Origin of the sequence: Pseudomonas sp. Fl4BN1, from assembly GCF_009908285.1 — a bacterium.
In the GTDB taxonomy this organism is placed as follows: domain Bacteria; phylum Pseudomonadota; class Gammaproteobacteria; order Pseudomonadales; family Pseudomonadaceae; genus Aquipseudomonas.
This window is the reverse complement of the sequence record NZ_JAAARM010000001.1, coordinates 154853-181261: the sequence shown is the minus strand read 5'-3', so window position 1 is coordinate 181261 and position 26409 is coordinate 154853. Positions and strand designations below refer to the sequence as shown.

Annotated in this window: 22 protein-coding genes and 1 pseudogene; 14 read left to right on the top strand and 9 right to left on the bottom strand. The window is 62.9% G+C overall.

What is annotated here, in order from left to right; genetic code table 11:
- Positions 1–168: 168 nt before the first annotated feature.
- Complete coding sequence (locus GV818_RS00805; protein WP_161775629.1) at positions 169–3084, bottom strand: aminotransferase; 2916 nt, start codon at positions 3082–3084, stop codon at positions 169–171.
- Positions 3085–3327: 243 nt separating this feature from the next.
- Between GV818_RS00805 and rfbB the strand changes: the two genes are divergently transcribed.
- From rfbB to GV818_RS00770, 7 genes are all read left to right on the top strand, one after another.
- Positions 3328–4410: a dTDP-glucose 4,6-dehydratase gene (rfbB, locus tag GV818_RS00800; protein WP_161775628.1), complete on the top strand. Its 1083-nt coding sequence runs from the start codon at positions 3328–3330 to the stop codon at positions 4408–4410.
- Positions 4407–5282, top strand: coding sequence for a glucose-1-phosphate thymidylyltransferase RfbA (gene rfbA / locus GV818_RS00795; RefSeq protein ID WP_161754190.1), 876 nt, complete (start codon positions 4407–4409; stop codon positions 5280–5282). Before rfbB ends, rfbA begins: the two co-directional genes overlap by 4 nt.
- Positions 5279–5824 (top strand): dTDP-4-dehydrorhamnose 3,5-epimerase, encoded by a 546-nt coding sequence (gene rfbC / locus GV818_RS00790; protein ID WP_161754188.1) that lies wholly within the window; start codon positions 5279–5281, stop codon positions 5822–5824. The genes rfbA and rfbC overlap by 4 nt, the downstream gene beginning before the upstream one ends.
- Complete coding sequence (gene rfbD, locus GV818_RS00785) at positions 5821–6702, top strand: dTDP-4-dehydrorhamnose reductase (RefSeq protein ID WP_161754186.1); 882 nt, start codon at positions 5821–5823, stop codon at positions 6700–6702. The genes rfbC and rfbD overlap by 4 nt, the downstream gene beginning before the upstream one ends.
- An 83-nt stretch (positions 6703–6785) precedes the next feature.
- Positions 6786–8594 carry a sensor histidine kinase gene (locus GV818_RS00780; protein WP_161775627.1) on the top strand — a complete coding sequence of 603 codons (1809 nt, stop codon included), beginning with the start codon at positions 6786–6788 and terminating at the stop codon, positions 8592–8594.
- An 83-nt stretch (positions 8595–8677) separates the two neighbouring features.
- Positions 8678–10081, top strand: coding sequence for a sigma-54-dependent transcriptional regulator (locus tag GV818_RS00775; protein WP_161754182.1), 1404 nt, complete (start codon positions 8678–8680; stop codon positions 10079–10081).
- Positions 10082–10118: 37 nt separating this feature from the next.
- On the top strand, positions 10119–10574 hold the full coding sequence (locus GV818_RS00770; RefSeq protein WP_161775626.1) for a YiiD C-terminal domain-containing protein: 456 nt from the start codon (positions 10119–10121) through the stop codon (positions 10572–10574).
- 512 nt (positions 10575–11086) lie between these two features.
- Here the strand turns inward: GV818_RS00770 and cysQ are convergent.
- Together cysQ and nudE are read right to left on the bottom strand one after the other, a co-directional pair.
- Entirely contained in the window at positions 11087–11914 is an 828-nt protein-coding gene (gene cysQ / locus GV818_RS00765; protein ID WP_161754633.1) for a 3'(2'),5'-bisphosphate nucleotidase CysQ, read from the bottom strand.
- 11 nt (positions 11915–11925) lie between these two features.
- Positions 11926–12492, bottom strand: a complete 567-nt coding sequence (gene nudE / locus GV818_RS00760; RefSeq protein WP_161775625.1) for an ADP compounds hydrolase NudE — start codon at positions 12490–12492, stop codon at positions 11926–11928.
- Between the two features lie 223 nt (positions 12493–12715).
- Between nudE and yrfG the strand changes: the two genes are divergently transcribed.
- Positions 12716–13378, top strand: a complete 663-nt coding sequence (gene yrfG, locus GV818_RS00755; protein ID WP_161754177.1) for a GMP/IMP nucleotidase — start codon at positions 12716–12718, stop codon at positions 13376–13378.
- Between the two features lie 48 nt (positions 13379–13426).
- Here yrfG and lysM read toward each other — a convergent pair whose 3' ends face one another.
- On the bottom strand, positions 13427–13867 hold the full coding sequence (lysM, locus tag GV818_RS00750) for a peptidoglycan-binding protein LysM (RefSeq protein WP_161754175.1): 441 nt from the start codon (positions 13865–13867) through the stop codon (positions 13427–13429).
- A 136-nt stretch (positions 13868–14003) separates the two neighbouring features.
- Between lysM and GV818_RS00745 the strand changes: the two genes are divergently transcribed.
- From GV818_RS00745 to GV818_RS00735, 4 genes and pseudogenes are all read left to right on the top strand, one after another.
- Complete coding sequence (locus tag GV818_RS00745) at positions 14004–14891, top strand: LysR family transcriptional regulator (protein WP_161775624.1); 888 nt, start codon at positions 14004–14006, stop codon at positions 14889–14891.
- Between the two features lie 199 nt (positions 14892–15090).
- Positions 15091–15198 (top strand): annotated as a pseudogene (locus GV818_RS34330) (formate dehydrogenase accessory sulfurtransferase FdhD); the annotation flags it as partial.
- A complete protein-coding gene (locus tag GV818_RS00740) occupies positions 15195–17543 on the top strand; it encodes an FdhF/YdeP family oxidoreductase (protein WP_161775623.1) in 2349 nt (782 codons plus the stop codon). The pseudogene GV818_RS34330 and the gene GV818_RS00740, both read left to right, overlap by 4 nt.
- Before the next feature lie 261 nt (positions 17544–17804).
- Entirely contained in the window at positions 17805–18278 is a 474-nt protein-coding gene (locus GV818_RS00735; RefSeq protein ID WP_161754169.1) for a YMGG-like glycine zipper-containing protein, read from the top strand.
- Positions 18279–18398: 120 nt separating this feature from the next.
- Here GV818_RS00735 and GV818_RS00730 read toward each other — a convergent pair whose 3' ends face one another.
- The 4 genes from GV818_RS00730 to GV818_RS00715 all read right to left on the bottom strand — a co-directional run bounded on the left by GV818_RS00730 (position 18399) and on the right by GV818_RS00715 (position 23321).
- Positions 18399–18833, bottom strand: coding sequence for an acyl-CoA thioesterase (locus tag GV818_RS00730; RefSeq protein ID WP_161775622.1), 435 nt, complete (start codon positions 18831–18833; stop codon positions 18399–18401).
- Positions 18833–20809: a RecQ family ATP-dependent DNA helicase gene (locus tag GV818_RS00725; RefSeq protein WP_161775621.1), complete on the bottom strand. Its 1977-nt coding sequence runs from the start codon at positions 20807–20809 to the stop codon at positions 18833–18835. Before GV818_RS00725 ends, GV818_RS00730 begins: the two co-directional genes overlap by 1 nt.
- Before the next feature lie 141 nt (positions 20810–20950).
- Positions 20951–22081 carry a polysaccharide deacetylase family protein gene (locus tag GV818_RS00720; RefSeq protein ID WP_161775620.1) on the bottom strand — a complete coding sequence of 377 codons (1131 nt, stop codon included), beginning with the start codon at positions 22079–22081 and terminating at the stop codon, positions 20951–20953.
- Positions 22082–22148: 67 nt separating this feature from the next.
- On the bottom strand, positions 22149–23321 hold the full coding sequence (locus GV818_RS00715) for a tetratricopeptide repeat protein (protein WP_161754160.1): 1173 nt from the start codon (positions 23319–23321) through the stop codon (positions 22149–22151).
- A 152-nt stretch (positions 23322–23473) separates the two neighbouring features.
- On the opposite strand from GV818_RS00715, the gene GV818_RS00710 reads away from it, so the two are divergent.
- Complete coding sequence (locus GV818_RS00710) at positions 23474–23827, top strand: DUF1493 family protein (RefSeq protein WP_161754158.1); 354 nt, start codon at positions 23474–23476, stop codon at positions 23825–23827.
- 40 nt (positions 23828–23867) lie between these two features.
- On the top strand, positions 23868–24722 hold the full coding sequence (locus tag GV818_RS00705; RefSeq protein WP_178124677.1) for a DMT family transporter: 855 nt from the start codon (positions 23868–23870) through the stop codon (positions 24720–24722).
- An 82-nt stretch (positions 24723–24804) separates the two neighbouring features.
- Here the strand turns inward: GV818_RS00705 and GV818_RS00700 are convergent, their stop codons facing one another.
- A complete protein-coding gene (locus tag GV818_RS00700) occupies positions 24805–26346 on the bottom strand; it encodes a phosphoenolpyruvate carboxykinase (protein WP_161754155.1) in 1542 nt (513 codons plus the stop codon).
- Between the last annotated feature and the right edge of the window lie 63 nt (positions 26347–26409).

Below are 26409 nucleotides of genomic sequence, written 5' to 3'. Positions count from 1 at the left end.
GCACGGTAGGACCCTACCCGACAACGGCCAATTTATATCCGATAAATATCGACTTTAGAAGCTTAAAAAATACATATTTAGTAAAACAACCAAAAAAAGACCGATAACCATCGGGATTATGCAACCCATTAGCCGGCTCACCGGCTAATGGGGACCCAAGGCCCGCGCCTAGAGATCTTCGCCCAGTACCTTCGACAGCATGTCGACGAAGAAGTCCACGCTCTGTCGGGTGGTGACCATCGGCGGCTTGATCTTGAGGATGTTCAGGTGATCGCCAGTGGGCTGCATGAAAATACCCAGCTGCCGCAGGCGATCGCACAGCAGGGTGGTTTCCTCGGTGGCCGGCTCCAGGGTCTGATGATTACGGATCAACTCCAGCCCCAGGTAGAAACCGGAACCGTGCACCGCGCCTACCAGCGGGTGAACATCCTTGAGTGCCTCCAAGCGCTGCTTGAAGTGCTCGCCGACTACCTGGGCGTTTTCCCAGAGCCGCTCTTCCTGCATCACATCCAGCACCGCAATGCCGATGCGACAACTGACCGGGCTGCCGCCTGATGAAGAGAAGAAGTAGCCCTCGGCCTCCAACGCCTCGGCAATTTCGCGCCGGGTGATCACTGCGCCCAGGGGCTGGCCGTTGCCCATGCCCTTGGCCATGGTGATGATGTCCGGCACCACGCCCTGCTCTTCGAACCCCCAGAAGAACTTGCCCATGCGCCCGTAGCCCACCTGGATCTCATCGGCGATACACACACCGCCACGGGCCCGGACCCGGGCATAAACCTCGCTCAGGTAGCCCGGTGGCAGCGAAATACCCCCGGCATTGCCATACACAGGCTCGCAGATGAAACCGGCCAACTGGCGGCCCTGCGCATCCAGCTTGTGCAGTTGCTGATCGACGCTGCGCAGGTACTGCGGGGTGCTGTCCAGCCCGCGGAACTCGCCACGATAAGTGTTGGGCGCCGTCACCGGGTGCACCCAGTCCGGGCGGCTGGTGAGGGCCTGGGGATTGTCGGCAATGGAGGTGGAGATCGCATCGGCCGCCACCGACCAGCCGTGATAGGCCTCCAGCACGCTGAGCGTGTCGCGCCCGCCGCTGTAGGCCCAGGCCAGGCGAATCGCCAGGTCATTGGCCTCGGTGCCGCTGTTGACCAGGAATACCCGGTCCATGGAGTCCGGCGCCAGGGCCAGCAAGCGCTCGGAAAACTCGGCGATGGCTGCATAGTGAAAGCGCGAGTTGGTGTTGAGCAGCGACCACTGGCGCGCGGCCTCGGCAGCCATGCGCGGATGACCATGCCCCAGCACCGCGACATTGTTGAGCATGTCCAGGTAGGAACGCCCCTGCATGTCGATCAGGTGATTGCGCCAGCCCCGCTCGATCCGTGGCGGGTCGACGTAATAGTGCTTTTGCGAGCGGGCAAAGCTGGCATCACGACGCTCCAGCAGAGCCTGTGGATCCAACTCCTGCTCGGCATCGCAGGCCAGTCCCAGCAGCGCCGCCGGAGAGGGGCACAAGGCCTGCCAGGCCGGGGCCCGGGAAGGCGTGCAGAACAGGGGTGGATCAAGCTCGGCAACTCGACACAACTGCACCTTGAGCCGGCCGTCGGCCGCCACTTCACCCAGCACCTGCCCCTTGACCAGGGCGGCGCCGGCTCGCAGCGAGGGATCGACGCCCCACAGGTGCATACTCAATGCCGGGCCATCCAGACGTAACAGGCCATTCTCGGCCCGGTGCAGGACCCCGGCAAACGGCGCCTCTACCGCGGTACCCGCCGGTACTTGCAACTGGACATGCAGAGGGCAGGTTTCCGGCTCCAGCGCACTGTCCGGGCAGGTGCGCGACAAACGGTATTGGCCGTAGCGGCTGGCAGCCAGGTCATGGGTGGCACCGGCCTCAGCCAGCAAACGATCGTCGATCCCGGGCTGCTCCCAGTTACCGGCTTCGAAGTGGGGGCTGAGCACTCCCAGGTCGATCAGGGCAAACTCGCGGCCCACCAGGCTTGGCAACAACGGAGCGAAGCCTTCACTGCCGATGGCCGGCAGTGACTGCCCGACGGCGCTGAGGATTGCCGCCTCCATCAGTTCGAACGCCACGGAGTTGGCGACCCGGAAGATCTCCCATTCATGAGTCAGATTGGCGCGCGAGTACTCGTTGCCAGGATCGATGCTGACCTGCTGCTCGCCACTGAGCACCAGTACCGCGGCCCGGGTCACGATCAATGGCCAGAGCGCCGCCAGCTCCGCAGGTTGCAACGGGTTCACCTGATGGTAGGCCTGGATCGCCGGCAGGATGCGCAGCGGATCGCCTTCGACGTGATGTAGCAATGCAGCGCAGGTTACCGACAGATCGGTGACACGCCAGGTGCGGATCAGGTCGCCGAAATCGATGACGCCCTGCAATTGCCAATGGCGCGCCGCATCCCGCTGGCAGACCACGTTGTCATCGGTAATATCCATATGGATCGCCTGCACCGGCAACCGCTCCAGCAGCGGCTGCAAACGGCGCTCGGCGTGTTGCGCGGCCGTGGCGATCAGGGCCTGTTGCTGCGGGTCCTCGACCACCGCAAGCAAATGCTCGATTAGCGCGGGGGCATGGCGAGCATCCCATTGCAGGGTGCGCTCGAGGCCCGGGTGCTGGAAATCCTCCAGGGCTCGGTCCATCTGCCCGCAGAGTCGGCCCAGGCTCGCCGCCAACTCCGGCCCCAGGTGTGGCAGGTGAGTCAGCGAGCGCCCGTCTATATAGTCCAGCAAGCGTACGTGCAGCGCTTGCCCGGCAATTTCCAGGGACAGCAGGTCCGCACCGCTTTTCGCCGCAATGACCTTGGGCACCCGCACTGCGCAGTGCTGCAGGTGCTTGAGGCCTGCGTGCTGTGCCTGCAATTCCAGGGTGGAGTAATCACCTCGACAGATTTTCAGGACAAAACGTCCCTGGGGGCTGTCGACACGAAAGTTGAGATCCTGCTGGCTACCCAGGGAATGCACGGTGGCGTGCAGGCCGTAATGGGTTTCCAGTATCTCCAGCGCTTGCTGCGCAGTGACCTGTGGACTGGGCAGGCTGGCACGGTGGATCAAGGTGGCGAGCAACATACAACGACCCCTGGAACTGTTATTGGCCGCTTATATCGCCACTGCGCAAGGCGATACGCAACCCCCTCGAAAGGTGACCGACCCAAAGAACTCCAGCAGGTCGTGAACGGTTCCCCACCAACATTCCACACACTTCTCGGACAAATCGCTCTGCAGTCCCTATTGCACCGCAAGCGCCGTGCCGACAAGCTATGCTGCATTGGTTGTAGTAAATGACCGTTTTAAGGATACAGGCCACCTCACATGCGCATTCTCGTCACCGGCGGAGCCGGTTTTATTGGTTCGGCCCTGATCCGCCACTTGATTGAGCACACGGAACACGAAGTGCTCAATCTGGACAAGCTGACCTACGCCGGCAATCTGGAGTCACTGCACAGTATCGCCAGCAACAGCCGCTACGAATTCGTCCAGGCCGACATCGTCGACCAGGCCACCGTCAGCGCCGTGCTGGCACGCTTCCAGCCCCATGCGATCATGCACCTGGCAGCCGAGTCCCATGTCGACCGCTCCATCGACGGGCCGGCCGATTTCATCCAGACCAATATCGTCGGCACCTACAGCCTGCTGGAGGCCACCCGTGCCTACTGGCATAAACTGCCCGAAGCGGAAAAGACCGCCTTCCGCTTCCACCACATCTCCACCGATGAGGTCTACGGCGACCTGCATGGCGTCGATGATCTGTTCACCGAAACCACGCCTTATGCACCCAGCTCGCCCTACTCCGCCAGCAAGGCCGCGTCCGACCACCTGGTCCGCGCCTGGCAGCGCACCTATGGCCTACCGGTGCTGATCACCAACTGCTCCAACAACTATGGCCCGTTCCATTTCCCCGAGAAGCTGATTCCACTGGTGATTCTCAACGCCCTCGCTGGTAAACCGCTGCCGGTCTACGGCAACGGCCTGCAGGTTCGCGACTGGCTGTATGTCGAAGATCACGCCCGGGCCCTGTTCAAGGTAGTGACCGAAGGCGTAGTGGGCGAGACCTACAACATCGGCGGCCATAACGAGCAGAAGAACATCGATGTAGTGCGGGGCATCTGCAGCCTGCTGGAAGAGCTCGCCCCGCAGAAACCCCAGGGGGTTGAACATTACGCCGACCTGATCACCTTCGTTCAGGACCGTCCCGGCCACGATCTGCGCTATGCCATCGATGCCGGCAAGATCGAACGCGAGCTGGGCTGGGTGCCGGAAGAAACCTTCACCAGCGGCCTGCGCAAGACCGTGCAGTGGTACCTGGAAAACCTGGAATGGTGCGGCCGGGTACAGGATGGCAGCTATCAAGGCGAACGACTGGGCTCCACCAACATCAAGGATATGATTGCATGATCAAAGGCATTGTTCTGGCGGGCGGCTCCGGTACCCGTCTGCACCCCATCACCCTCGGCGTTTCCAAGCAGCTGCTGCCGATCTACGACAAACCGATGATCTACTATCCGATCTCGGTCCTGATGCTGGCCGGTATCCAGGACATCCTGATCATCTCCACGCCTCAGGACCTGCCGCAATACCGCAACCTGCTGGGTGACGGCAGCCAGTTCGGGGTGCGCTTCAGCTATGCCGAACAGCCTTCGCCGGACGGCCTGGCCCAGGCGTTCCTGATTGGCGAAGCGTTCATCGGCAATGACCCGGTGTGCCTGATCCTCGGCGACAACATCTTTCACGGCCAGTACTTCGGCGAACAACTGCGCGATGCCGCCAAGCGCACCTCCGGCGCCACCGTGTTCGGCTATTGGGTCAAGGATCCGGAGCGCTTCGGGGTCATCGACTTCGACAGCGAGGGCCGTGCCCTGTCCATCGAGGAGAAGCCCAAGAACCCGAAGTCCAGCTACGCTGTGACCGGCCTGTACTTCTACGACAACGATGTGCTGCAGATCGCCAAGGAGGTCAAGCCCTCCCCCCGTGGCGAGTTGGAGATCACTGACGTCAACAATGCCTACCTCAAACGCGGTGACCTGCATGTGGAGCGTTTTGGCCGTGGTTTCGCCTGGCTCGACACCGGCACCCACGACAGCCTGCTGGAGGCCTCTCAGTATGTGCAGACCATCGAGCACCGCCAAGGTTTGAAGGTCGCTTGCCTGGAAGAGATTGCCTACGAGAATCGCTGGATCAGCCGTGAGCACCTGCTGGAGCGCGCTGCCTACTTCGGCAAGACCGGCTATGGCCAATACCTCTTCACTCTGGCCGGAGAGACCCAATGAACGTCATTCAGACTGAACTCCCTGGCGTCCTCATTATCGAACCCAAGGTCTTTGGCGACGAGCGTGGTTTTTTCTATGAAAGCTTCAATGCCAAGGCGTTCGAAGAAGCCACCGGCCTGAGCAAGCAGTTTGTCCAGGACAACCATTCACGCTCAGCCAAGAACGTCTTGCGCGGCTTGCATTATCAGATCGAGCACCCCCAAGGGAAACTTGTCCGAGTCATTGCCGGTGACGTGCTGGACGTGGCGGTCGATATCCGCCGCAGCTCGCCTAACTTCGGCCGCTGGGCCAGCGTCCGCTTATCCGCGGAGAACAACCGTCAACTATGGATTCCAGAGGGCTTCGCCCACGGTTTTGTGGTGCTCAGCAAGTTCGCCGAGTTCCTCTATAAAACCACCGATTACTACACGCCATCCGCTGAGCGTTGCATTCGCTGGGATGACCAGACTCTGGCTATCGATTGGCAGTTGCAGGGACTGCCAACACTCTCAACCAAGGACCAGAATGGCAAGAGTCTGAAAGAAGCCGACCTGTTCCCATGAACACTCCCCTGAAAACGCTCATCATTGGCCAGTACGGCCAAGTCTCCCGCGAACTGCAGCAGCGGCTCGGCGACCTGGGGGAGTTGGTAGTGCTTGGCCGTGACCAGTTGGACCTGAGTCACCCGGAGCAAATCCGCCAGCAGGTCCGGGCCATTCGCCCAGGCCTGATTATCAACGCCGCCGCCCATACGGCCGTCGACCAGGCCCAGAGCGAGCCTGACCTGGCCTTTGCGATCAACGCGGTTGCCCCCGGGATCCTGGCCCAAGAAGCCTTCGAGCTGGGCGTCCCGCTGATTCACTACTCCACCGACTATGTGTTCGATGGCAGCAAGGAGTCGCCTTATGTGGAGGACGACGAGCCCAATCCGCTGAGCGTCTACGGCGAGAGCAAGCTGGCCGGCGAGCGGGCCATCAACCTGGTGCAAGGACAACACCTGATCCTGCGCACCAGTTGGGTCTATTCCAGCCACGGCAAAAATTTCCTGCTGACCATGCAGCGCCTGCTGCAGGAAAAACCGGAGCTACGGATAGTGGCCGACCAGATCGGTGCACCGACCTGGGCCGGCACCATCGCCAACAGCACCCGGGCGCTGATTGAACGCTGGCGGGCTGGAGCGCCTGGCACCTGGGGCACTTACCACCTCACGGCCAATGGCGAGACGTCCTGGTTCGGTTTCGCCCAAGCCATCGGCGAGCAACTGCTGGCCATGGGCAAGCCCTGTGCGGTGCTCGAAGCCATTCCTTCCAGCGCCTATCCGACTCCGGCCCCCCGGCCACTGAACTCGCGCCTGGACTGCAGCCGCCTGGCCCGGGAGTGGGGAGTCATCCAGCCGGACTGGCACACCGCACTGCGCGAGTGTCTTGCCGAGCAGGGCTAGGGCTTTGTCCGAAAGCCCGCCTGACCGCGGGCTTTCGTGCATGACACTGGCATAATGCGTCTATCTCCATAGGCGCCGCTCCCATGACTGCACCCCTTCCCCGTCGTCCCCGCTGGCGCAGCCTGGCCTTGCTGGCGCTGTGCCTGGCGCCGTTGCTATGGCCGCTGGAACACCTGGCCGAGCGCTACTACCGCAACGAGCTGACCAGCCAGAACCGCCAGACCCTCGACCTCTACGTGGCCAACCTGCTGGGCACCCTGCACCGCTACGAAGTACTGCCGCAGATTCTTGGCGACCTGCCGGCGCTGCGCTCGGTACTGGGCGCCCCGGACGATGGCGTGAGCCAGGGCAACGCCAACCGCCTGTTGAAGAACATCAGCGCCCAGACCGGCGCCGAAGTCATGTACCTGATGGACACCAGCGGCAAAACCCTGGCGGCCTCAAACTGGGACAAGCACGACAGTTTCGTCGGCCGCAACTTCTCCTTTCGCCCCTATTTCAGCGAAGCCATGGCCGGGCGCCTCGGGCGCTTCTTCGGCCTGGGCACCACCTCGGCCAAACGCGGCTACTTCTTCGCCGCCGCGGTCCGCAATGGCGAAAAGATCCTCGGCGTACTGGTGGTCAAGGTCGACCTGGACCACACCGAAAGCCTGTGGGGCAAGACCCCGGAACAGCTGCTGATGACCGACCACAACGGCGTGGTGATCCTCACCTCGCGCCCGGAATGGCGCTTTCGCTCGACCCGCCCACTGAGCGAAGAGGAGCGCCAGGCCATCGTCGCCATCCAGCCCTACCCAACCCGCGATCCTCGGCCGCTGAACCTCGACCCCAATGCCTGGCTGACCCAAACCCAGCAGATCGAGGAAACGGGCTGGAGTGTCAGTATTCTTGCCCCACGCACCCTGATCGATCGCCCGGTGCGCACTGTGGTGGCGGTGGGCGCCGCGACGCTACTGGTGCTGATGCTGCTGCTCGGACTGATGATGCAACGCCGCCGCCACTATCTGGAGCGGATCGCCTTCGAAGCCAAGGCCCGCCGGGAGCTGGAAATGCGCGTGGCCGAACGGACCAGCGACCTGGAGAGCCTCAACCGGCGCCTGAAACAGGAAGTGCTGGAGCGTGAAACCGCCCAGCAGGAACTGGTGCGCGCCCAGGACAACCTGGTCCAGGCGGGCAAGCTCTCGGCCCTGGGCACCATGTCCGCGAGCATCAGCCACGAACTCAACCAGCCCCTGGCGGCGATCCGCAGCTATGCGGAAAACGCCGAAGTACTGCTCGACCACCAACGCACCGATGACGCCCGGGGCAACCTCAAGCTGATCAGCGAACTGACCGGACGCATGGCCTCGATCATCGCCCACCTGCGGGCCTTCGCCCGGCGCGATCACCACGCCCCGGAAAGCGTCGCCCTGCAACCGGCCCTGGACGATGCCCTGGCCTTGCTGGCCAAACGTCGCCGGGCCATGGAAGTGGAACTGATCCGCGACCTGCCGGCCGCCACCCTGTGGGTAGAAGCCGGGGAAACCCGCCTGCGCCAGGTGCTGGGCAACCTGCTGGCCAATGCCCTGGACGCCCTGACCGAAAAAGGCCCGCCGCGTAAACTCTGGCTGAGTGCCGAATCCACCGCCACGGGCGTCAATCTGTACATTCGCGATAACGGCCCGGGCTTCTGCATGGAAGCCCTGGGACGCGCCGGAGAGCCGTTCTACACCACCAAGACGCGGACCCAGGGACTGGGGCTGGGCCTGGCGATCTGCGACACCCTGATGCGCGCCTTCGGGGGTGAACTGTCGTTTGCCAACCACCGCGAAGGTGGGGCCCTGATCACTCTGCGCCTGCGGGCCGGGGCACCAGGGGTGAACCTGCAACCCTCCGAGGACCGCGGGGTATGAAGCGCTGCAACAGGCTGTGCAAGCTCTCAATCCACTGGCCCGAACCGGCGTTGCCGGCCCTGACACGACCTGGAAAGTGACCGATGACTCGTCCCGAGACCCTCGACCCTCAGCTGCAAGTGGTGTTGATCGATGACGATCCCCATCTGCGCCAGGCCCTGAGCCAGACCCTGGACCTGGCGGGACTCAAGGTGCTGTCCCTGGCTGAAGCCCAGGGCCTGGCCCCACGCCTGGAGCGGGACTGGCCAGGAGTGGTGGTCAGTGACATCCGCATGCCCGGCATGGACGGCCTGGAGCTGCTCAACCAACTGCATGCCCAGGATTCGGAACTGCCGGTGCTGTTGATCACCGGTCACGGCGATGTGCCCCTGGCGGTGCAGGCGATGCGTGCCGGTGCCTATGACTTTCTGGAGAAACCCTTCGCCAGCGATGCCTTGCTGGACAGTGTGCGGCGCGCCCTGGACTGGCGGCGCCTGGTACTGGACAACCGCAGCCTGCGCCTGGCCCTCAGCGACCGCCAGGAATTGAGCGCACGGCTGGTGGGCCAGTCGGCACCGATGCTGCGTCTGCGCCAGCAGATCGGCGCCTTGGCAGCGACCCGGGCCGATGTGCTGATCCTCGGTGAGACCGGCGCCGGCAAGGAAGTGGTGGCTCGCGCGCTGCACGACCTTTCGGCACGGCGCAACGGACCGTTCGTGGCGATCAACGCCGGCGCCCTGGCCGAGTCGGTGGTGGAAAGCGAACTGTTCGGCCACGAGCCGGGGGCCTTCACCGGCGCGCAGAAACGCCGCATCGGCAAGTTCGAGTTCGCCAACGGCGGCACCTTGTTCCTCGATGAAATCGAAAGCATGAGCCTGGATGTCCAGGTCAAGCTGCTACGCCTGCTTCAGGAGCGGGTGGTTGAGCGCCTCGGAGGCAACCAGCTGATCCCCCTGGACATCCGCATCATCGCCGCAACCAAGGAGGACCTGCGCCAGGCGGCGGACCAAGGCCGCTTCCGCGCCGACCTCTACTACCGCCTGAATGTCGCCCCGCTGCGCATCCCCCCCCTGCGTGAACGGGGCGAAGATGTACTGATGCTGTTCCAGCATTTCGCCGACGAAGCCAGTGCCCGCCACGGCCTGCCGCCCCAGGAATTGCAACCCGGGCATCGCGCCCTGCTGTTGCGCCACAGCTGGCCGGGTAATGTGCGTGAACTGCAGAACGCCGCCGAACGCTTTGCCCTGGGCCTGGAACTGGCCCTGGACCACCACGACCCCGCTCACGGCGCCGCTATCGCACCGACGGTGATCGAAGGCGGTCTGAGCGAGCAGGTGGAGCACTTCGAAAAGGCCCTGATCGCTGCCGAACTGGCACAGCCCCACAGCTCGATGCGCAGCCTTGCCGAAGCCCTCGGCATACCGCGCAAAACCCTGCACGACAAATTGCGCAAGCATGGCCTGAACTTCGCCGACGGCGGCAGCCATCCTGGCGATGAAGCCGAATGAGCCGCACCGTGACTCCCTTGACCCTTGAGGCCCATGCATGAACCGCGACAGTCGATACCTGGAATCCATCCTCCACCACGATATTCCCCTGACCCGGGACATGGGGCTGAAGGTGCTCGACTGGCAGGCGCAGCAACTGCGCCTGCAACTGCCCCTGGACGCCAACGTCAACCACAAGAGCACCATGTTCGGCGGCAGCCTGTACTGCGGCGCCGTACTGGCCGGCTGGGGCTGGTTGCACCTGCGACTCAAGGAGGAAGGGATAAATGACGGGCATATTGTCATCCAGGAAGGACAGATCAGTTACCCACTGCCAGTCACCGGCACTGCCGTGGCGATCTGTGCGGCCCCGGATGAAAAGACCTGGAAGAAATTTCTCTCGATGTACCAGCGCTACGGCCGGGCCCGGCTGACCTTGCACACCCGGGTGGTGAATGCGGGCCAGAATGAAGACGCCGTACGCTTTGCCGGCCAGTACGTCCTGCATCGCTGAGCCCATTGCCTATGGCAGGCCCCTACAAGACCCCGGAACGCGCATCCCTGTAGGAGCTGGCTTGCCAGCGAAGAGGCCCGCCCATGCGCGCAAGGCTCAAGGGCCCATTCGCCGGCAAGCCTGCTCCTACAAGACCCCGGAACGCACATCCCCGTAGGAGCTGGCTTGCCAGCGAAGAGGCCCGCCCGTGCGTGCAAGGCTCAAGGGCCCATTCGCCGGCAAGCCGGCTCCTACAAGACCCCGGAACGCGCATCCCTGTAGGAGCTGGCTTGCCAGCGAAGAGGCCCGCCCGTGCGCGCAAGGCTCAAGGGCCCATTCGCCGGCAAGCCGGCTCCTACAAGACCCCGGAATGCACATCCCCGTAGGAGCTGGCTTGCCAGCGAAGAGGCCCGCCCGTGCGCGCAAGGCTCAAGGGCCCATTCGCCGGCAAGCCGGCTCCTACAAGACCCCGGAACGCGCATCCCTGTAGGAGCTGGCTTGCCAGCGAAGAGGCCCGCCCGTGCGCGGGATGATCAGGAACGCGCCAGTTCCAGCAGTTTGCTGCGCCAGGGCGCCTTGGCCGGCAGCGCCAGGAAGAAGCCGTTGAGCAACGACTCCCGCGGCGGATAACAGAATGGCGAGCCCTGAAGATCCACCACCTCGCCCCCTGCCCCCTCGAGCACGCCCTGGGCTGCAGCCGTGTCCCACTGGGAGGTAGGTGCCAGGCGCGGATAACAATCCGCCGCCCCTTCGGCCAGCAGGCAGAACTTCAGCGAACTGCCGATATTGGCCAATTGCAACTCGCCCAGAGCCGCCCCCAGACCACTGAGCAGGTGCTCCTGCTCCGGGCTCGAATGGCGTCGGCTGGCCACCACGGTAAAGGCCTCACCAACGCCCGGCTGCTCACGCACCTGGATCGCTTGCGGCGGCTGCCCTTGATCAACGCGCCAGGCGCCCAGACCGGCGCCACCCAAGTAGCAACGACCATTGGTGGGCATTGATACCACACCGAATACCACGCGCCCCTGTTCGATCAGGGCGATGTTGACGGTGAACTCTTCACTGCCGGAAATGAACTCCTTGGTGCCGTCCAACGGGTCCACCAACCACCAGCGCTGCCAGCTGGCCCGAGTGGCCTGGGGAATGTCGGCGTCCTCTTCGGACAGCACCGGAATGCTCGGATCCAAGGCCGTCAGGCCGGCCACGATCAAGTGATGGGCCGCGAGGTCAGCGGCAGTCACCGGCGACTCGTCGGCCTTATGATTGACCGCCACGTCGGCGCGCCAGAACGGCAGGATCGCTTCACCGGCACGCAACGCCAGCTCCGCCACTGGTGCCAGCAAGGGATGGGGAAAATTCATCGAGATACTGCTCATGCTGGAAAAACTCCACGCTGGCTCAACAGGTCGCGGGCCAGGTACAGCGCAGCCAGGGCCCGGCCTTCAGTAAATTGCGGATTCTGCGCTAGGCTGACCAGCTCTCGCAGGTTGATCTTGTCGACCCGCATTGGCTCGGGCTCATCGCCCTCCAGGCGCTCCTCATACAGATCGGTGGCCAACACCACCTGGATCTTCTGGCTCATATAGCCCGGGGACAGTGACAGCTCGGTCAGGTGCTCCAGTTGCCGTGCGCCAAACCCGGCCTCTTCCTTGAGTTCACGCTCGGCGGCTGCCAGCACATCTTCCCCGGGTTCGATCAGGCCCTTGGGCAGGGACAACTCGTAGGCATCGGTGCCACCGCAGTATTCTTCTACCAGCACCGCGTGCTCCGCATCGAGCATCGCCACGATCATCACCGCACCGTAACCCGCACCCTTGCCCACCAGGCGTTCATAAGTGCGCTCTACGCCATTGGAGAACCGCAACTGCACCTCTTCGACACAGAACAGACGACTGGTGGCGACGATCTCGCGGGCAAGTACGGTGGGTTTCTGGCGCATAACGGGCTCCTTGGCGATAGCGGGTTACTATACAGCCTGTTTGAAAGTGACTGGGTTGCAGATTGCAGGAGCACAGCCCCGCTCCAACACCTATTGTTTACTGCGTGTGACCGCCTTGTGCAGAGTGGCTTTCCTCTATCCTTCCAGTGACCGGTTCCCCCTGCCTCACTGACCTTGTCGACCCTGCCGGTCGGCTGTTTTCTTACCGCTGGAGAAGTGTTCAATGGCCCTGCTGCCCTGGCGCGATATCGATACCGTCCTGTTGGATATGGACGGCACCTTGCTGGACTTGCATTACGACAACCATTTCTGGATGGAGCACCTGCCCCAGCGCTACGCCGAGTTGCACGGGGTCAGCCGGGCCATGGCCGAGCTGGAACTGCAACCGCTGTTCGAGCGTAACGCCGGTCAGTTGCAATGGTATTGCCTGGATTTCTGGAGCGCCGAGCTGAAGCTGTCGCTGCGCGAGCTGAAGCTGGAGACAGCCCACCTGATCGCCCTGCGTCCGGACGCCGACACCTTTCTCGCGGCGATCAGACAGGCCGGCAAGCGGGTGATCCTGATCACCAACGCCCACCGTGATTCCTTGTCGTTGAAGCTGGAACGGATTGAACTGGCGCCATACTTCGAGCGCCTGATCAGCTCACACGATTACGGGTTCCCCAAGGAGAACCCGCAATTCTGGGATGCGCTGCAGGCCGACATCCGATTCGACCCGGCCCGCAGCCTGTTCATCGATGACACCTTGCCGATCCTGCGCAGTGCGCGGGACTTTGGTGTGGCGCAGTTGCTGGCGGTGAGCCAGCCGGACAGCCGCAAAGGGCCGAAGGACACGGCGGAGTTCGCTGCAGTGAAAGGCTACCGGGAGTTGATCGAAGGGCTGTGACACCACTCGCGGGCAAGCCCGCTGCTACTCCCGGCAACCACTGGCCGGTTACTCGGGAATACGCAGGACCTGCCCCGGGTAGATCTTGTCCGGATGAGACAGCAGCGGCTTGTTGGCCTCGAAAATCTTGTTGTACTTGTTGGCGTCGCCGTACTGCACCTTGGCGATCGCGCTCAGGGTGTCGCCCTTCTTCACGGTAACGAACACCGCCGACACCACCACTGGACCGGTCACGCTGATCTGGTCCTCAACGGACTCGACACCGGCGATGTTGCCCAGGGCCAGGAGGATCTTTTCCTTTTCTTCCTGGGTTGCCACTTCACCGCTTACGATGACCTTGTCACCCTCCACGGTGGCATGAACATTGGGATTGCCCAGGCCGACCTTGGCGATGTGCTCCTTGAGTTGCTCACTGGCATTGGCATTACCCGGGGTTACCAGACCGATCAGTTTTTCACCGGCTTCTTTCACAAAGCTGAAAAGACTCATGTCACACACTCCTTGGTTGATAGATCCAGACGCGAAAGACTAGACCAGCATGGCCCCATGAGGTTCCCAAGCGACCAGTGACTCAAGGTCGCACAGGCGCGGTAGAATCCCGGCCTTTTGGCGTTCTGGAGCGAAGATGGACCTCAAGCAGCTGAAATTCCTCATCGCCCTCGACGAAACCCGCCACTTCGGCCAGGCCGCCGCGCTCTGCCATATCACCCAGCCGACCCTGTCCATGCGCCTGCGCAGCCTCGAGGAAGAGCTCGACCTGCAGTTGGTCAACCGCGGCCAGCGCTTCGAAGGCTTTACCGCCCCTGGCGAACGGGTCCTGGCCTGGGCCCGCACCGTCCTCAGCGCCTACGACGGGTTGCTGGCCGAAGCCGCTGCCTGCCGGGGCAACCTGGTGGGCACCCTGCGCCTGGGGGTGGTGCCGTTGTCGAGCTTCGATCCATTGCCATTGATGCAGCGCCTCCACGCCGAACACCCGAACCTGCGTTTCGAGCTGTCGTCGCTGAGTTCGGAGCAGATTCTCGAGCAACTGGCGAGCAACCGCCTGGACCTCGGGGTGTCTTACCTGGAGCGCCTGGACAGTGAGCACTTCGACTCACTGACCCTGGACCCGACCCACATGGGCCTGCTCTATGACCAGCGACACTTCAGCTTCGGCGAGCAGCCCCTGAGCTGGGAGTCGCTGATCGAGTTACCCCTGGGCCTGCTCACCAGCGGCATGCACTTTCGCCAGTCCATCGACCACAACTTCCACATACGCGGGCTTCACCCACAGCCGGTGTTGCAGACCGACGCCGTCCATCAGTTGGTGCAGATGGTCCATGGTGGCCTGTGCTGCGCAATCATGCCCCTGAACAGCGGCCTGGAGGCGCTGACCGAGCACCTGCGCCTGCAACCCATCGAAAATGCCCAGACCCTGGCCCGCCTGGGCCTGATCATGCGGCGCGCCGCGCCGCGCTCAGCCCTGGCAGAAGCCTGCTTCGCCCTGTATCAGAAATCCTTCAGCGGCTCTTGATCGACGCCATCTATCAAGGGATCAGTACTAGCAATTAGACGCGACAGATTGCCGCGCTTAGTCTTGGGCCCCGATAGGCGCCGGCCCCGCAATCAATGCCAAATGCCGGGCCTGCGCGGCACCAGCCCTTGCAACGCGCACACCGGCGCTCGCCGCCAGCCAGACCCACAGCACCCCTGAGCGCTCGCAAGCGGATAGCACCCGCCTGGCCGTGCTATGGCCGCGTCATCACCGCCCCAACCTTGTCCACCTGCCGCAGAACAGTGCGCCGCGGGTCCACAGCCCCGCTATGGAGAGTCGCCCGTGAGTACACACAACCAAGCCGATCAGAAACCCGTTGCCCGCTACAAGCCCTACAAGGGTCCTGCCGGTGGCTGGGGTGCCCTGATCAGCGTGGCCCAGGCCTGGCTGACCAGCGACAACGCCCTGAAGAACCTGCGCATGATGCTCAAGACCAACCAGAATGGCGGCTTCGACTGCCCGGGTTGTGCCTGGGGCGACTCGCCGGAAAGCGGCCTGGTCAAGTTCTGCGAGAACGGCGCCAAGGCAGTGAACTGGGAAGCCACCAAGCGTCGGGTGGACGGGGCGTTCTTCGCCAAGCACAGCGTCACCTCGCTGCTGGAACAGAGCGACTACTGGCTTGAGTACCAGGGCCGGCTGACCGAGCCGATGAGCTACAACGCCGCAACCGATCGCTACCAACCCATCAGTTGGGAGCAGGCTTTCAGCCTGATCGCCAAGCATCTGCACAACCTGCCAAGCCCGGGCATGGCCGAGTTCTATACCTCGGGCCGGGCCAGCAATGAAGCGGCCTATCTCTACCAGCTGTTCGTCCGCGCCTACGGCACCAACAACTTCCCCGACTGTTCGAACATGTGCCACGAGGCCAGCGGCGTGGCCCTGGCGCAAAGCGTTGGCGTCGGCAAAGGCACCGTGACCTTCGATGACTTCGAGCACGCAGATGCGATTTTCGTCTTGGGCCAGAACCCCGGCACCAACCATCCACGGATGCTCGAACCACTGCGTGAAGCAGTGAAGCGCGGCGCCCAGGTGGTGTGCATCAACCCGCTGAAAGAGCGCGGCCTGGAACGTTTCCAGCACCCGCAAAGCCCCATCGAGATGCTCACCAACGGCAATCGCCCAACCAACACCGCCTACTTGCGCCCAGCCTTGGGCGGCGACATGGCGCTGCTGCGAGGCATGGCCAAGTTCCTTCTGCAGTGGGAGCGCGACGCGCAGAAAACCGGCGCCCCAGCGGTGTTCGACCACGACTTCCTCAACGCTCACACAGCTCAGGTGCTCGACTACCTGGGCAGCATCGACGACACCCCGTGGGCGCATATCGTCGAGCAGTCCGGCCTGGCCCTGGTAGAGATTGAACAAGCGGCGCGCATGTACGCCAAAAGCAAGAACGTGATCATGTGCTGGGCCATGGGCATCACCCAGCACCGCCACTCGGTGCCGACCATCCAGGAAATCGCCAACCTGATGCTGCTGCGGGGCAACATCGGCAGACCCGGCGCCGGCCTGTGCCCGGTGCGCGGCCACAGCAACGTGCAGGGCGACCGCACCATGGGCATCAACGAACGCCCACCGCTGGCCTTCCTCGACTCCCTGGAACGACGCTTTCAGTTCAAGGTGCCCAGGGATGAAGGCCACAACGTGGTCGAGGCGATCCACGCGATGCTCGAAGGGCGCTCCAAGGTGTTCATCGGCCTGGGAGGCAACTTCGCCCAAGCCACCCCGGACAGCCCGCGGACCTTCCAGGCCCTGAACAACTGCGACCTCACGGTGCAGATCAGCACCAAGCTCAACCGCAGCCACCTGGCCCACGGCAAGGACGCGCTGATCCTGCCGTGCCTGGGACGTACCGATATCGACCAGCAGGCCGGTGGTCCACAAGCGGTGACCGTGGAGGACTCTTTCAGCATGGTCCACGCTTCCAACGGCCAGTTGCAGCCTCTGTCGTCGCTCATGCGCTCCGAGCCGTGGATCGTCGCGGGCATTGCCGCCGCGACGCTGGGTACTCAGCCGGTGGACTGGAACTGGCTGGCAGCGGACTACGGGCGCATCCGCGACCTGATCGCCGACACCATTCCCGGCTTCAAGGACTTCAACGAACGGCTCAAGCACCCAGGTGGTTTCTACCTGGGCAATAGCGCTGGTGCCCGCCAGTGGAACACGCCGTCGGGGCGCGCCAACTTCCGCGCCAACCTGCTGCCCAAGGACCTGGTCCATGAGCGCACCCGGGCCACCGGCCAACTACCGGACCTGATCCTGCAATCAATGCGTTCCCATGACCAGTACAACACCACTATCTACGGCCTCGATGACCGCTATCGCGGGGTCAAGGGCCAGCGCGACGTGCTGTTCGCCAACGAGGCGGACATCATCCGCCTGGGCTTCAAGCCGGGGCAGAAAGCCGACATCGTGTCCTTGTGGGATGACGGCCGCGAACGCCGGGTCAAGGGTTTCACCCTGCTGGCGTTCGATATTCCGGCGGGCCAGGCTGCGGCCTACTACCCGGAGGTGAACCCCCTGGTGCCATTGGAAAGTACCGGTGACGGCAGCCACACCCCGACGTCGAAGTTCATCGCCATCCGCCTGGAGGCGGCCAGCGACAGCGGCCTGATCATGGCTCGTTCGGCCTGATCCCTGGCTTGAGGGCCTCTTCGCTGGCAAGCCAGCTCCTACGCTTGACAGGGCGGTCTTGAATCGCGGGCACAAAAAAGGCCGCTTTTAGATAAAAGCGGCCTGTCCGAAGTAGCTAAAGACCTGCAAAAACCACTTAAGTTCCGCAATCAAAACAATAGGTTACGAGATTGTGTACAACTCGTGCTATTCGTCGGATTTCGTTTGTAAGCATTGCGGTACAGCCTCAGGATCGCGCCGTCATCCCTTTGAGGCTCCCCTATGAAGTTCTCCTCGATTCTCTTGTTGTCCCTTGGCCTGATCAGCGGCGTTGCCACTGCCGGCGGCACTACTGAAGCAGGTGTGGGCGGCGCATTGGGCGGGGTTCTAGGCTCGGTGGTCGGCCAGCAGATCGGCGGCAATACCGGCTCGGCCATCGGCGCAGCCTTGGGCGGCGCGGGCGGCAGTGCGGTGGGTGCCGACAAACGCAGCCGTGGCCAGGCGGCCATTGGTGGCGCTCTGGGCGCAGCCGGCGGCAACGTCGTGGGCCGCAGCATGGGCGGCAACACCGGCAGTTTGATCGGCGCAGCGGCAGGTGGTGGCGCCGGCGGCGCGCTGGGCAACTACATGGGCAATGAAAGCGCCCGTGAAGATCGCAACTACCGAGGCCGTGATGACCGTCGCTACTACCGCGACGACCACCGTGGCCGTGGCCATGCCTATGGGCATCGCAAGCATCGTCACTATCGCGACTGATCACCGCCGTAGTCGCGACAATCCCGGGCCACGCTGCTCGAAGGGCCTTCCGAGGCCCTTGACGGTACAGCGTCTCCTACAAGCGCGGGACCGCCCCACCGATCGCACCACCCGTCTGACTCATGCCACCAGCAAGTCTTCCAGGGCCGCCCGCAATGCGGGCGGAATCGGCACCGGCTGGTTCGAGGCACGATCCACGAACACGTGGACAAAACGCCCCGCCGCACAGGCATCCGCGTCTCCCGTCTTGAACACCGCCAGTTCGTATTGCACCGAACTATTACCCAGCTTGCCGACTCGCAAGCCGATTTCGATACGCTCGGGAAAGGCGATGGAGGCGAAGTAGTCGCAGGCCGAGCTGACCACCAATCCCACCACCTCGCCATCATGGATATCCAGGCCGCCCTGCTCGATCAGGTAGGTGTTCACCGCCGTGTCGAAGAAGCTGTAGTAGGTAACGTTGTTCACATGGCCGTAGAGGTCATTGTCGTGCCAACGGGTAATGATTGGCTGGAAGTGACGATAGTCACCGCGTTGCGGCATAGGCTCGGACATCAGGGCTCTCTCCCATCGATTGAAGGCGGGACGATCGGTTGATCGCCCAGCAGATACCCCTCGCACCACTCCCGCACAGCGGCGTAAGGATAATCCTCCAGCGCAGCGAAACCGGGAATGCTCCGCGCCTTGAGTTTGGTGAACAGCGGCACGCTGATGCCACAGAGGAAGCGCGTCAGCCGCTCCGCCCCGGGCACATCTCCCGTGTGCTGTTGGTGCCTGTGGATAAAGTCGCCACACAGGCCATTGAAGTTTTTATCCACAAGCGCCGGCAAAACCGGAGGCTCCGGCAAGCGCGCCACTTGGCCATGACAGACCGAGCAGTGCCCGCAGCGCCGAGGGGCCTGCTCATCGGCAAAGTACTGCGCCAGGCGAAAGCCCAGGCATTGCTCGGTGGCGAACAGGTCGAGCATGGCGTGGATCCGCGCAATTTCGCCAGCCTCATGCCGGGTGAAGTATGCGTGCAGATCCGCACTCAAGGCCGCCGCATCGAAGTCCGTGCGCAACAGGCTGTAGACCTCGGTCATCTGCTTGCTTTCCAACTCCACCCAGCCCTTTTCCTGGAAGTAATCCAGTGCCTTGACCACCCGGTTGCGCGGCGCCTGGTACTGCTCGTAGAGCGCGTCGAAATTCACCGTGGCCCAGGTCCGCGCACGGCTGGAGGTGTGGATGACGGCTTCGACAAAGTCTCGCCGCTCACCTTCGAAACGCGCCAGCAGGGCCTCCGGCTCCAGAAGGAACTTAAAGCGGTACTCGGCGAAATAGGCGTAACGCGGAGCGATCAGGCCACGCAGCTCCAACTGCACCAGCAAGGTCTTGAGCGGCAGTTGGCGAATGTTGCTCTGGTCCGCCAGTGGGCCGAGCAGGAACTCCCACTGCCCTTCCGCCACCGATGCCTGCAGTTCATCCAGCACGCAGCGGATGCCGCTCAGCTCCGGGGTGTCACCATAGACGAAGTTCTCCAGCACGTTGAGGCTGTCGCGGTTAGCCAGCACCAGGCAGTCCGAAGGCTGGCCGTCACGCCCGGCGCGGCCAATTTCCTGGCTGTAGTTCTCGATGGACTTGGGCAGGTCGAAGTGCACCACATTACGGATGTCGCTCTTGTCGATGCCCATGCCGAAGGCAATGGTGGCGACGATGCAATTGCTCCGGCCCTCCATGAAACGCCGCTGGATCGACTCACGCTGCTCATGGGGCAGGCCGGCGTGATACGCCTCGGCAGCGATGCCCTGCCGGCTCAGGTGCTCGGCCACCTGCTCGGCGGTCTTCTGCAGGGTCACATAGACGATGCTGGGCTGACCGGCCCGCTCGCCCATCCACTGCACCAGGCGCCGGCGCTTGTCGGCACCGCGCACCGGCTCCACCAACAGGTTGAGGTTGGGCCGGTAGAAGCCGGTAGTCACCACATCGGTGGCGGCAATGGCGAACTTGCCCTGCATGTCGGCGATCACCTTGGGGGTGGCCGTGGCCGTCAACAACAGGACCTGGGGAATGTTGAACTGGCGCTGGTAGTCCGGCAATTTCAGGTAGTCGGGCCGGAAGTTGTGACCCCACTCGGAAATGCAGTGCGCCTCATCCACCACCAGCAGGGAGATGGGTACCTGCTGCAAAAAGTTGCGAAAGCGTTCGTTCTTCAAACGCTCCACGGAGATCATCAAGATCTTCAGTTCCCCGGAGCGCGCCCGGGTCATGACCTCGTTGGCGTCATCCCGGCTCTGGGCCGAATCGATGCTGGCAGCAGCGATGCCGTGACGCTGCAGGAAGGCCAATTGGTCTTGCATCAATGCCAGCAACGGCGAGACCACCAAGGTCAGGTGCGGCAACAGCACGGCCGGCAACTGATAGCACAGCGACTTGCCGGAACCGGTGGGAAAGATCGCCGCCGCCGAGCGCCCGGCCAGCACCGCGCTGACCGCCGCCTCCTGGCCAGGGCGAAACTGTGGATAACCGAAGACCTGTTCGAGGGTGCTGTGCATAAGGGTCACTCCTTTGACCGCTGACCGGTCATTCAAGACTAGCGTGACGGGTCGGCGGGTCGAGAAAAGGTCGCGGGAAAAGGGCTACTGGATGATACCGGTGAGGGTGCTCCGCCGCTTGCCGGCGAAGCACCGCAGAACCTAGCGCAGGCTTCGGCAGTCCAGCCAGTGCACGCCATTGTGCCGATTGTTCTCGACCAGCACCGGCACTGCCTGAGCCGCCTTGGCGTGGGTGTCATGGAACAGGATGATGCCGCGCCGCCAGAGCAGCATCAGCGTCTGTACCCGCTGGGTAGCGGCCCCAGCGCTGATTTTCTTGCTCCAGTCTTGGGAGTCGATGTTCCACAGCATCAGTTGTTGCCCCTGGGCCTTGAAGAACCCGGCGCTATCACTGCGACGCTGCCCATAAGGCGGACGAAACAGCGGCAAGTATTCATCCGCCAGGGTGCGGCTGGCCAGGTTCGCGCTGTGGATCACCGAATTCTGCCACTCGCTCCACGAGGAATGGGATTTGTGTTCCCAGCCATGTACGCCCACGCATTGGCCGTCGTATAGCGTCTGCATCTGCTCTGCCGAAGATTGACTCAGGCGCACCTGAAACGAGTCCCCCAGGACAAAAAACAGGCTATGCAGATCGTGGCCCCGCAGCACATTGACCAGTTCATCCGTGTGCCCGCCACGGAGGCTCGGACCGTCGTCGAAGGTCAGCAGAAACTGTCGGTCCGCCAACTCATCTCCCAGTTTCTCGGCCGGGTCAAAACGTTGAATTTCACTGCTGACCGTTGGGAACAGGGCTGCCAGTCGCAGTTGCTCGTTCAGATATTGCTGATGGAACTGAGCACTGGCCTGAGCCCAAGCACCGTAGGTGGATTTGCTCTCACCGGTGAAACTGGCCACCAGTTGCCGCAGCTCCCCGAGGTTGCGCACCGGCAGGCAGAACGGTGCACCGTCGCAGTCCTGGCTGGCCAGTCGGTAGTTGCCCAGCAGCAGTTCCCAGAAGCGTTGACGTACCTGGTTGAGCGACTTGAGGTGCAGTTGCCGGACTCCAAGCCGCTGCTTCAAGGCCTTCTCGTCCAATGCCTCACTGGCCAGCAAGGCCTTGCCGAACATCAGAATCTCCCCCCGTGAGGCGGTGTCGAAATCCGCCGCGCTAGTCAGAGGGTTCGGCCAGCCACTGCGGTCGATGGTGGCGAAGACCAGCGGCCCGGCTGCCTGGGCCACGCCCGCGGACAGGCACAGCGCCAGCAGCCAGGGGAAAACACGAATTCGCATATCAACCTCCATAAATGCACAACGCGCCACTGCTGGCGCGTTGTGGAGATAACTTCTACCTGTGTGATCAGCGGGTCTGTAGCCGCTCTATCGCCTTGTCATAGACCTCATTGGCCTTTTGCTCCCTGGCCTTCTGGTAATGCTCCAGGGCCGTGGGCAACAAGCCGGCGTCTTCGTAGATACGTCCCATGTCGTAATAGGCGCTGGCGCGCACTGTGGACGCCGCCGGGCCACTGGCCAGGGCAATGGCCTGACGGTCGGCGACAATCGCCTCGTCCGGCCGGCTGTTCTTGCGCAACGCCAAGGCCAGGTTGCTGTAGGCCTGGGCGTAGTTGGGGTCCATCTCGATGGCGTACCGGTAGTAGATGGTCGAACCACCGAAGTCGCCCTTGCGGTAGCGTTCCTCGCCTTGCTGGTTGAGGCTCTTGGCATCCACCGGCCCGCTGTCCTTGGCCACCACCTGGTCGATCGACTTGGCTGGATCGAGCAAGACGTCCAGGTCATTCATCACCGAGCCTGGCTCCAGATTGCTTTGCAGCACCCGATCGATGTCCTGCAAGCGGCCATCGGCGGTCAGGCGAAAGACCGCCCACAGATTGCCCTGGCGATTCTGCGGCACCTGATAGCTGCGCATCAGCGTCGGGCCTCTATAGACGTCGACCCGTGCCTGACTGCGGCCCAGGCGCAGGGAGTCGGGGTTGTTGCCGTTGGTGAAGTCATGCACGGCAAAGACGTAGTTGTCACCGGGCAATGGCTCGTCGATGGTGACGGTTTCCGGGCCATGGCTGTCACTGCTTTCAACGTCCAGGCGGGTTCCCGGCCCCTTGCCGGTGGCGAAAAACAGCAGCTTGTGGGGATAGGCCAGATACGCATCGAGGTCCTCCCCCGGCGCACTCCAGCTCAGCACCACGCGCCGGCTGTCAGGGTTGGCCAACACCGGGCTCAAGGCATAGTTCAAGCCCAGGCACGGACACTTGACCCGCAGGTCGGCGTAGCCAAGCTTGCGAATCAGCAGCTCGCTGGTGGGAGCCTCGACAACGTCCGTCGCCAGGCTCAGTCGGCCCTGGGCGTCAGTCCGCCCGGAACTCTTGAGCGTGCCTTGCTGCACCAGCACTTCGGCATCGGCGAGCACGCCGCCCTTGACCACCGCGTCCAGTACTACGATCGACAACGACTGGGCCTGTGCTGCACTCGCCACCAGCCCCAGCCACAACCCCGCCACCAGGCGCAAAACTGCCATAACAAAATCCCTGTAGATGAAGATGGCCGAAGCGCTGTCCCAGCCCATCCGCCAGCGGCGAACCATACACAGTTTTGCCCGCCAATGCTCGGCCCGGGCCCGCTAAATCGCCGTACACTAAAGCCTCCACGATCAGCGAACGAACCTCGAACATGCACCTGGCCTCCGATTTTCCCGACGATGCGACCATGCGCCAACTGATGCAATTGCTGCATGAGGAAATCGGCTTGCCCGAGCGCAAGACCCTGCGCCTGAGCACCGCGATCAACCTCGACCTGGGCTGCGACGGCGCCGATGCCCGGCATTTGCTGCAGGCCCTGGAAGAGCAATTCGTGATCGACTTTGTCGACTTCGACAGCTATCGCTACTTCCAGCCCGAAGGCTACGATGTGTCCCTCAAGCGCCGCGCCAAGGGCCGGGGAGACAAGCTCCCGCTGACCATTGGCATGCTGTACCGGGCGCTCAAGGAGCAACGCTGGGACACTCAGGAGCTGGAAGGCCTCTAAGGTTCACGGCAGTACACAAGGAAATGCCGTGGACGTACTGATGGGTCTGCTCGCCGCCCTGCTCTGGGGCGTCACCGATTTTCTCGTGGGCCTCAACGTCCGCGCCGTGGGCGTGAAACGCGCGGTGTTCTTCAGCCAGGCCCTGGGCTTTACCTTGATGTGCCTGCTGCTGGCGGTCTTCCCCGCCTTCCTCCTCAAGGCCATGACCGCCCCGCTGGAGGTCTGGCTGATGGGCGTGGTTGCCGCGGCCTTTATCGTCTCTGGCGCCCTGGCCCTGGGCAAGGCTTTTGCCCTGGGCAAAGCCTCCATCGTCGCGCCATTGGTGACCTCCTACGGCGTAGTCACCACCTTGCTGTCCTGGGCCAGTGGCGAACAGATCAACCTGATCCAGCTGCTGTGCATCCTCGTATGCGTGGTCGGCGTGATCTTCTCCGGCATCCACCCCGGGCCCAAGCTGCCCCACAGTACCGACGCCGGCCGCTCGATCTTCTACGCCCTGTTGTCGGCGACCCTGTACGGCACCAGTTTCTGGCTGCAGGGCCGCTACACCCTGCCGCAACTGGGGCCGATCGGCATGCTCTGGCTGGGGTATGCGGTGGGCAGCAGCGTGATGCTGCTGATGGTGCTGAAAATCGCGGACGGACTGAAAATTCCGCCGTTGAAAAACTGCGGCCTGCTGGCCTCCACCAGCCTGATGAACCTCGGCGCCTTCTTCGCCTTTTCCTGGGGCGCCATGAGCGGCTCGGTGTCGGTGGTGACGGTGATCAGCACCCTGTCCGGCGGCATCGCCGCGGTGCTGGGCTATGTGTTCTTCAAGGAGCGGTTGTCGCCGCTGCAGGTGACGGGAGTGGTGCTGGTGTTGGCTGGAGCGTTAGTGCTGCACCTGAAGACGTAAGCCTCCTACAGCAGCCGCTAGAAGATTTCCAGCGCACAAAAAAGCCGCCCCGAAAGGCGGCTTTTTTACTTCTGGTCGAGGCTTACAGCTTCGGACCAGCAGCCTTGATCGCGTCGCTCACGTCGAACTTCTTGAAGTTCTCGGTGAACAGGCCAGCCAAGGCCTTGGCCGCTTCGTCGTAGGCGGCTTTGTCAGCCCAGGTGTTGCGTGGGTTGAGCAGGCCAGTCTCGACGCCAGGAACGGCTTTTGGCACGTCCAGGTTGACGATGTCCAGGTGCTCGGTCTCGGCACCGATCAGCGCGCCGCTCTGGATCGCTGCGATCACGCCACGGGTGGTGGGGATGTTGAAGCGCTTGCCAACGCCGTAGCCACCGCCGGTCCAGCCGGTGTTGACCAGGTAGACCTTGGAGCCGAAGCCGCGGATGCGCTTGATCAGCAGCTCTGCGTATTCGCCAGCCGGACGCGGGAAGAACGGTGCGCCGAAGCAGGTGGAGAAGGTCGACTTGATGCCCGAGCCCGAACCCATTTCAGTCGAGCCCACCAGCGCGGTGTAGCCGGACAGGAAGTGGTAGGCGGCTTGTTCTTCGCTGAGGATCGACACCGGTGGCAGTACGCCGGTCAGGTCGCAGGTCAGGAAGATCACGGCGTTAGGCTCGCCACCGAGGTTCTTCGGTGCACGTTTTTCGATCAGCTCGCGCGGGTAGGCGGCGCGGCTGTTCTGGGTCAGGCTGTCGTCGGCGTAGTCGGCCTTTTTGTTGGCATCGAGTACGACGTTTTCCAGGACCGCGCCGTGCTGGATGGCTTTCCAGATCACCGGCTCGTTCTTCTCCGACAGGTCGATGCACTTGGCATAGCAACCGCCTTCGATGTTGAACACCACGCCAACGCCCCAGCCGTGTTCGTCGTCACCGATCAGGTAACGGCTTTCGTCGGCCGACAGGGTGGTCTTGCCAGTACCCGACAGGCCGAAGAACAGAGTCACGTCGCCTTCTTCGCCCATGTTGGCGGCGCAGTGCATTGGCAGCACGTCCACAGCCGGCAACAGGAAGTTCTGTACGGAGAACAGGGCTTTCTTCATTTCGCCAGCGTAACGCATGCCCGCGATCAGCACTTTCTTGGCCGCGAAGTTGAGGATCACGGTGCCGTCGGAGTTGGTGCCGTCACGCTCAGGTTCGCAAACGAAGTTCGGTGCATTGAGGATCTGCCATTCACCCTTGCCACCGGCGTTGTATTGCTCGGGGTTGATGAACAGGCAACGGCCGAACAGGTTGTGCCAGGCAGTCTCGGTGGTCATTTTCACTGGCAGGTAGTGAGCCGGGTCGGAACCTACATGCACGTGGGAAACAAAACGCTCGCGCTCGCCCAGGTAGGCTTCAACGCGGTCCCACAGGGCGTCGAACTTGGCGGCCGGGAACTTGCGGTTGATTGGGCCCCAGGCAATAGCGTCCTGGGTGCTGGGCTCTTCTACGATGAAACGATCCACTGGCGAACGGCCGGTACGATGACCGGTGCGAACCACCAGAGCGCCGGTATCGGCAAGCTCGCCCTCACCGCGGTTCAGGGCTTCTTTGACCAGATCATCCACACTCAGATCGGTGTACACGGCGTTATTGGCTTGCGTCATGAGGTTCCCCGTCGGCCATTGGCCGAGTGCTCCAAACGTTTTGTAGTAGAAACTCGCGCACTA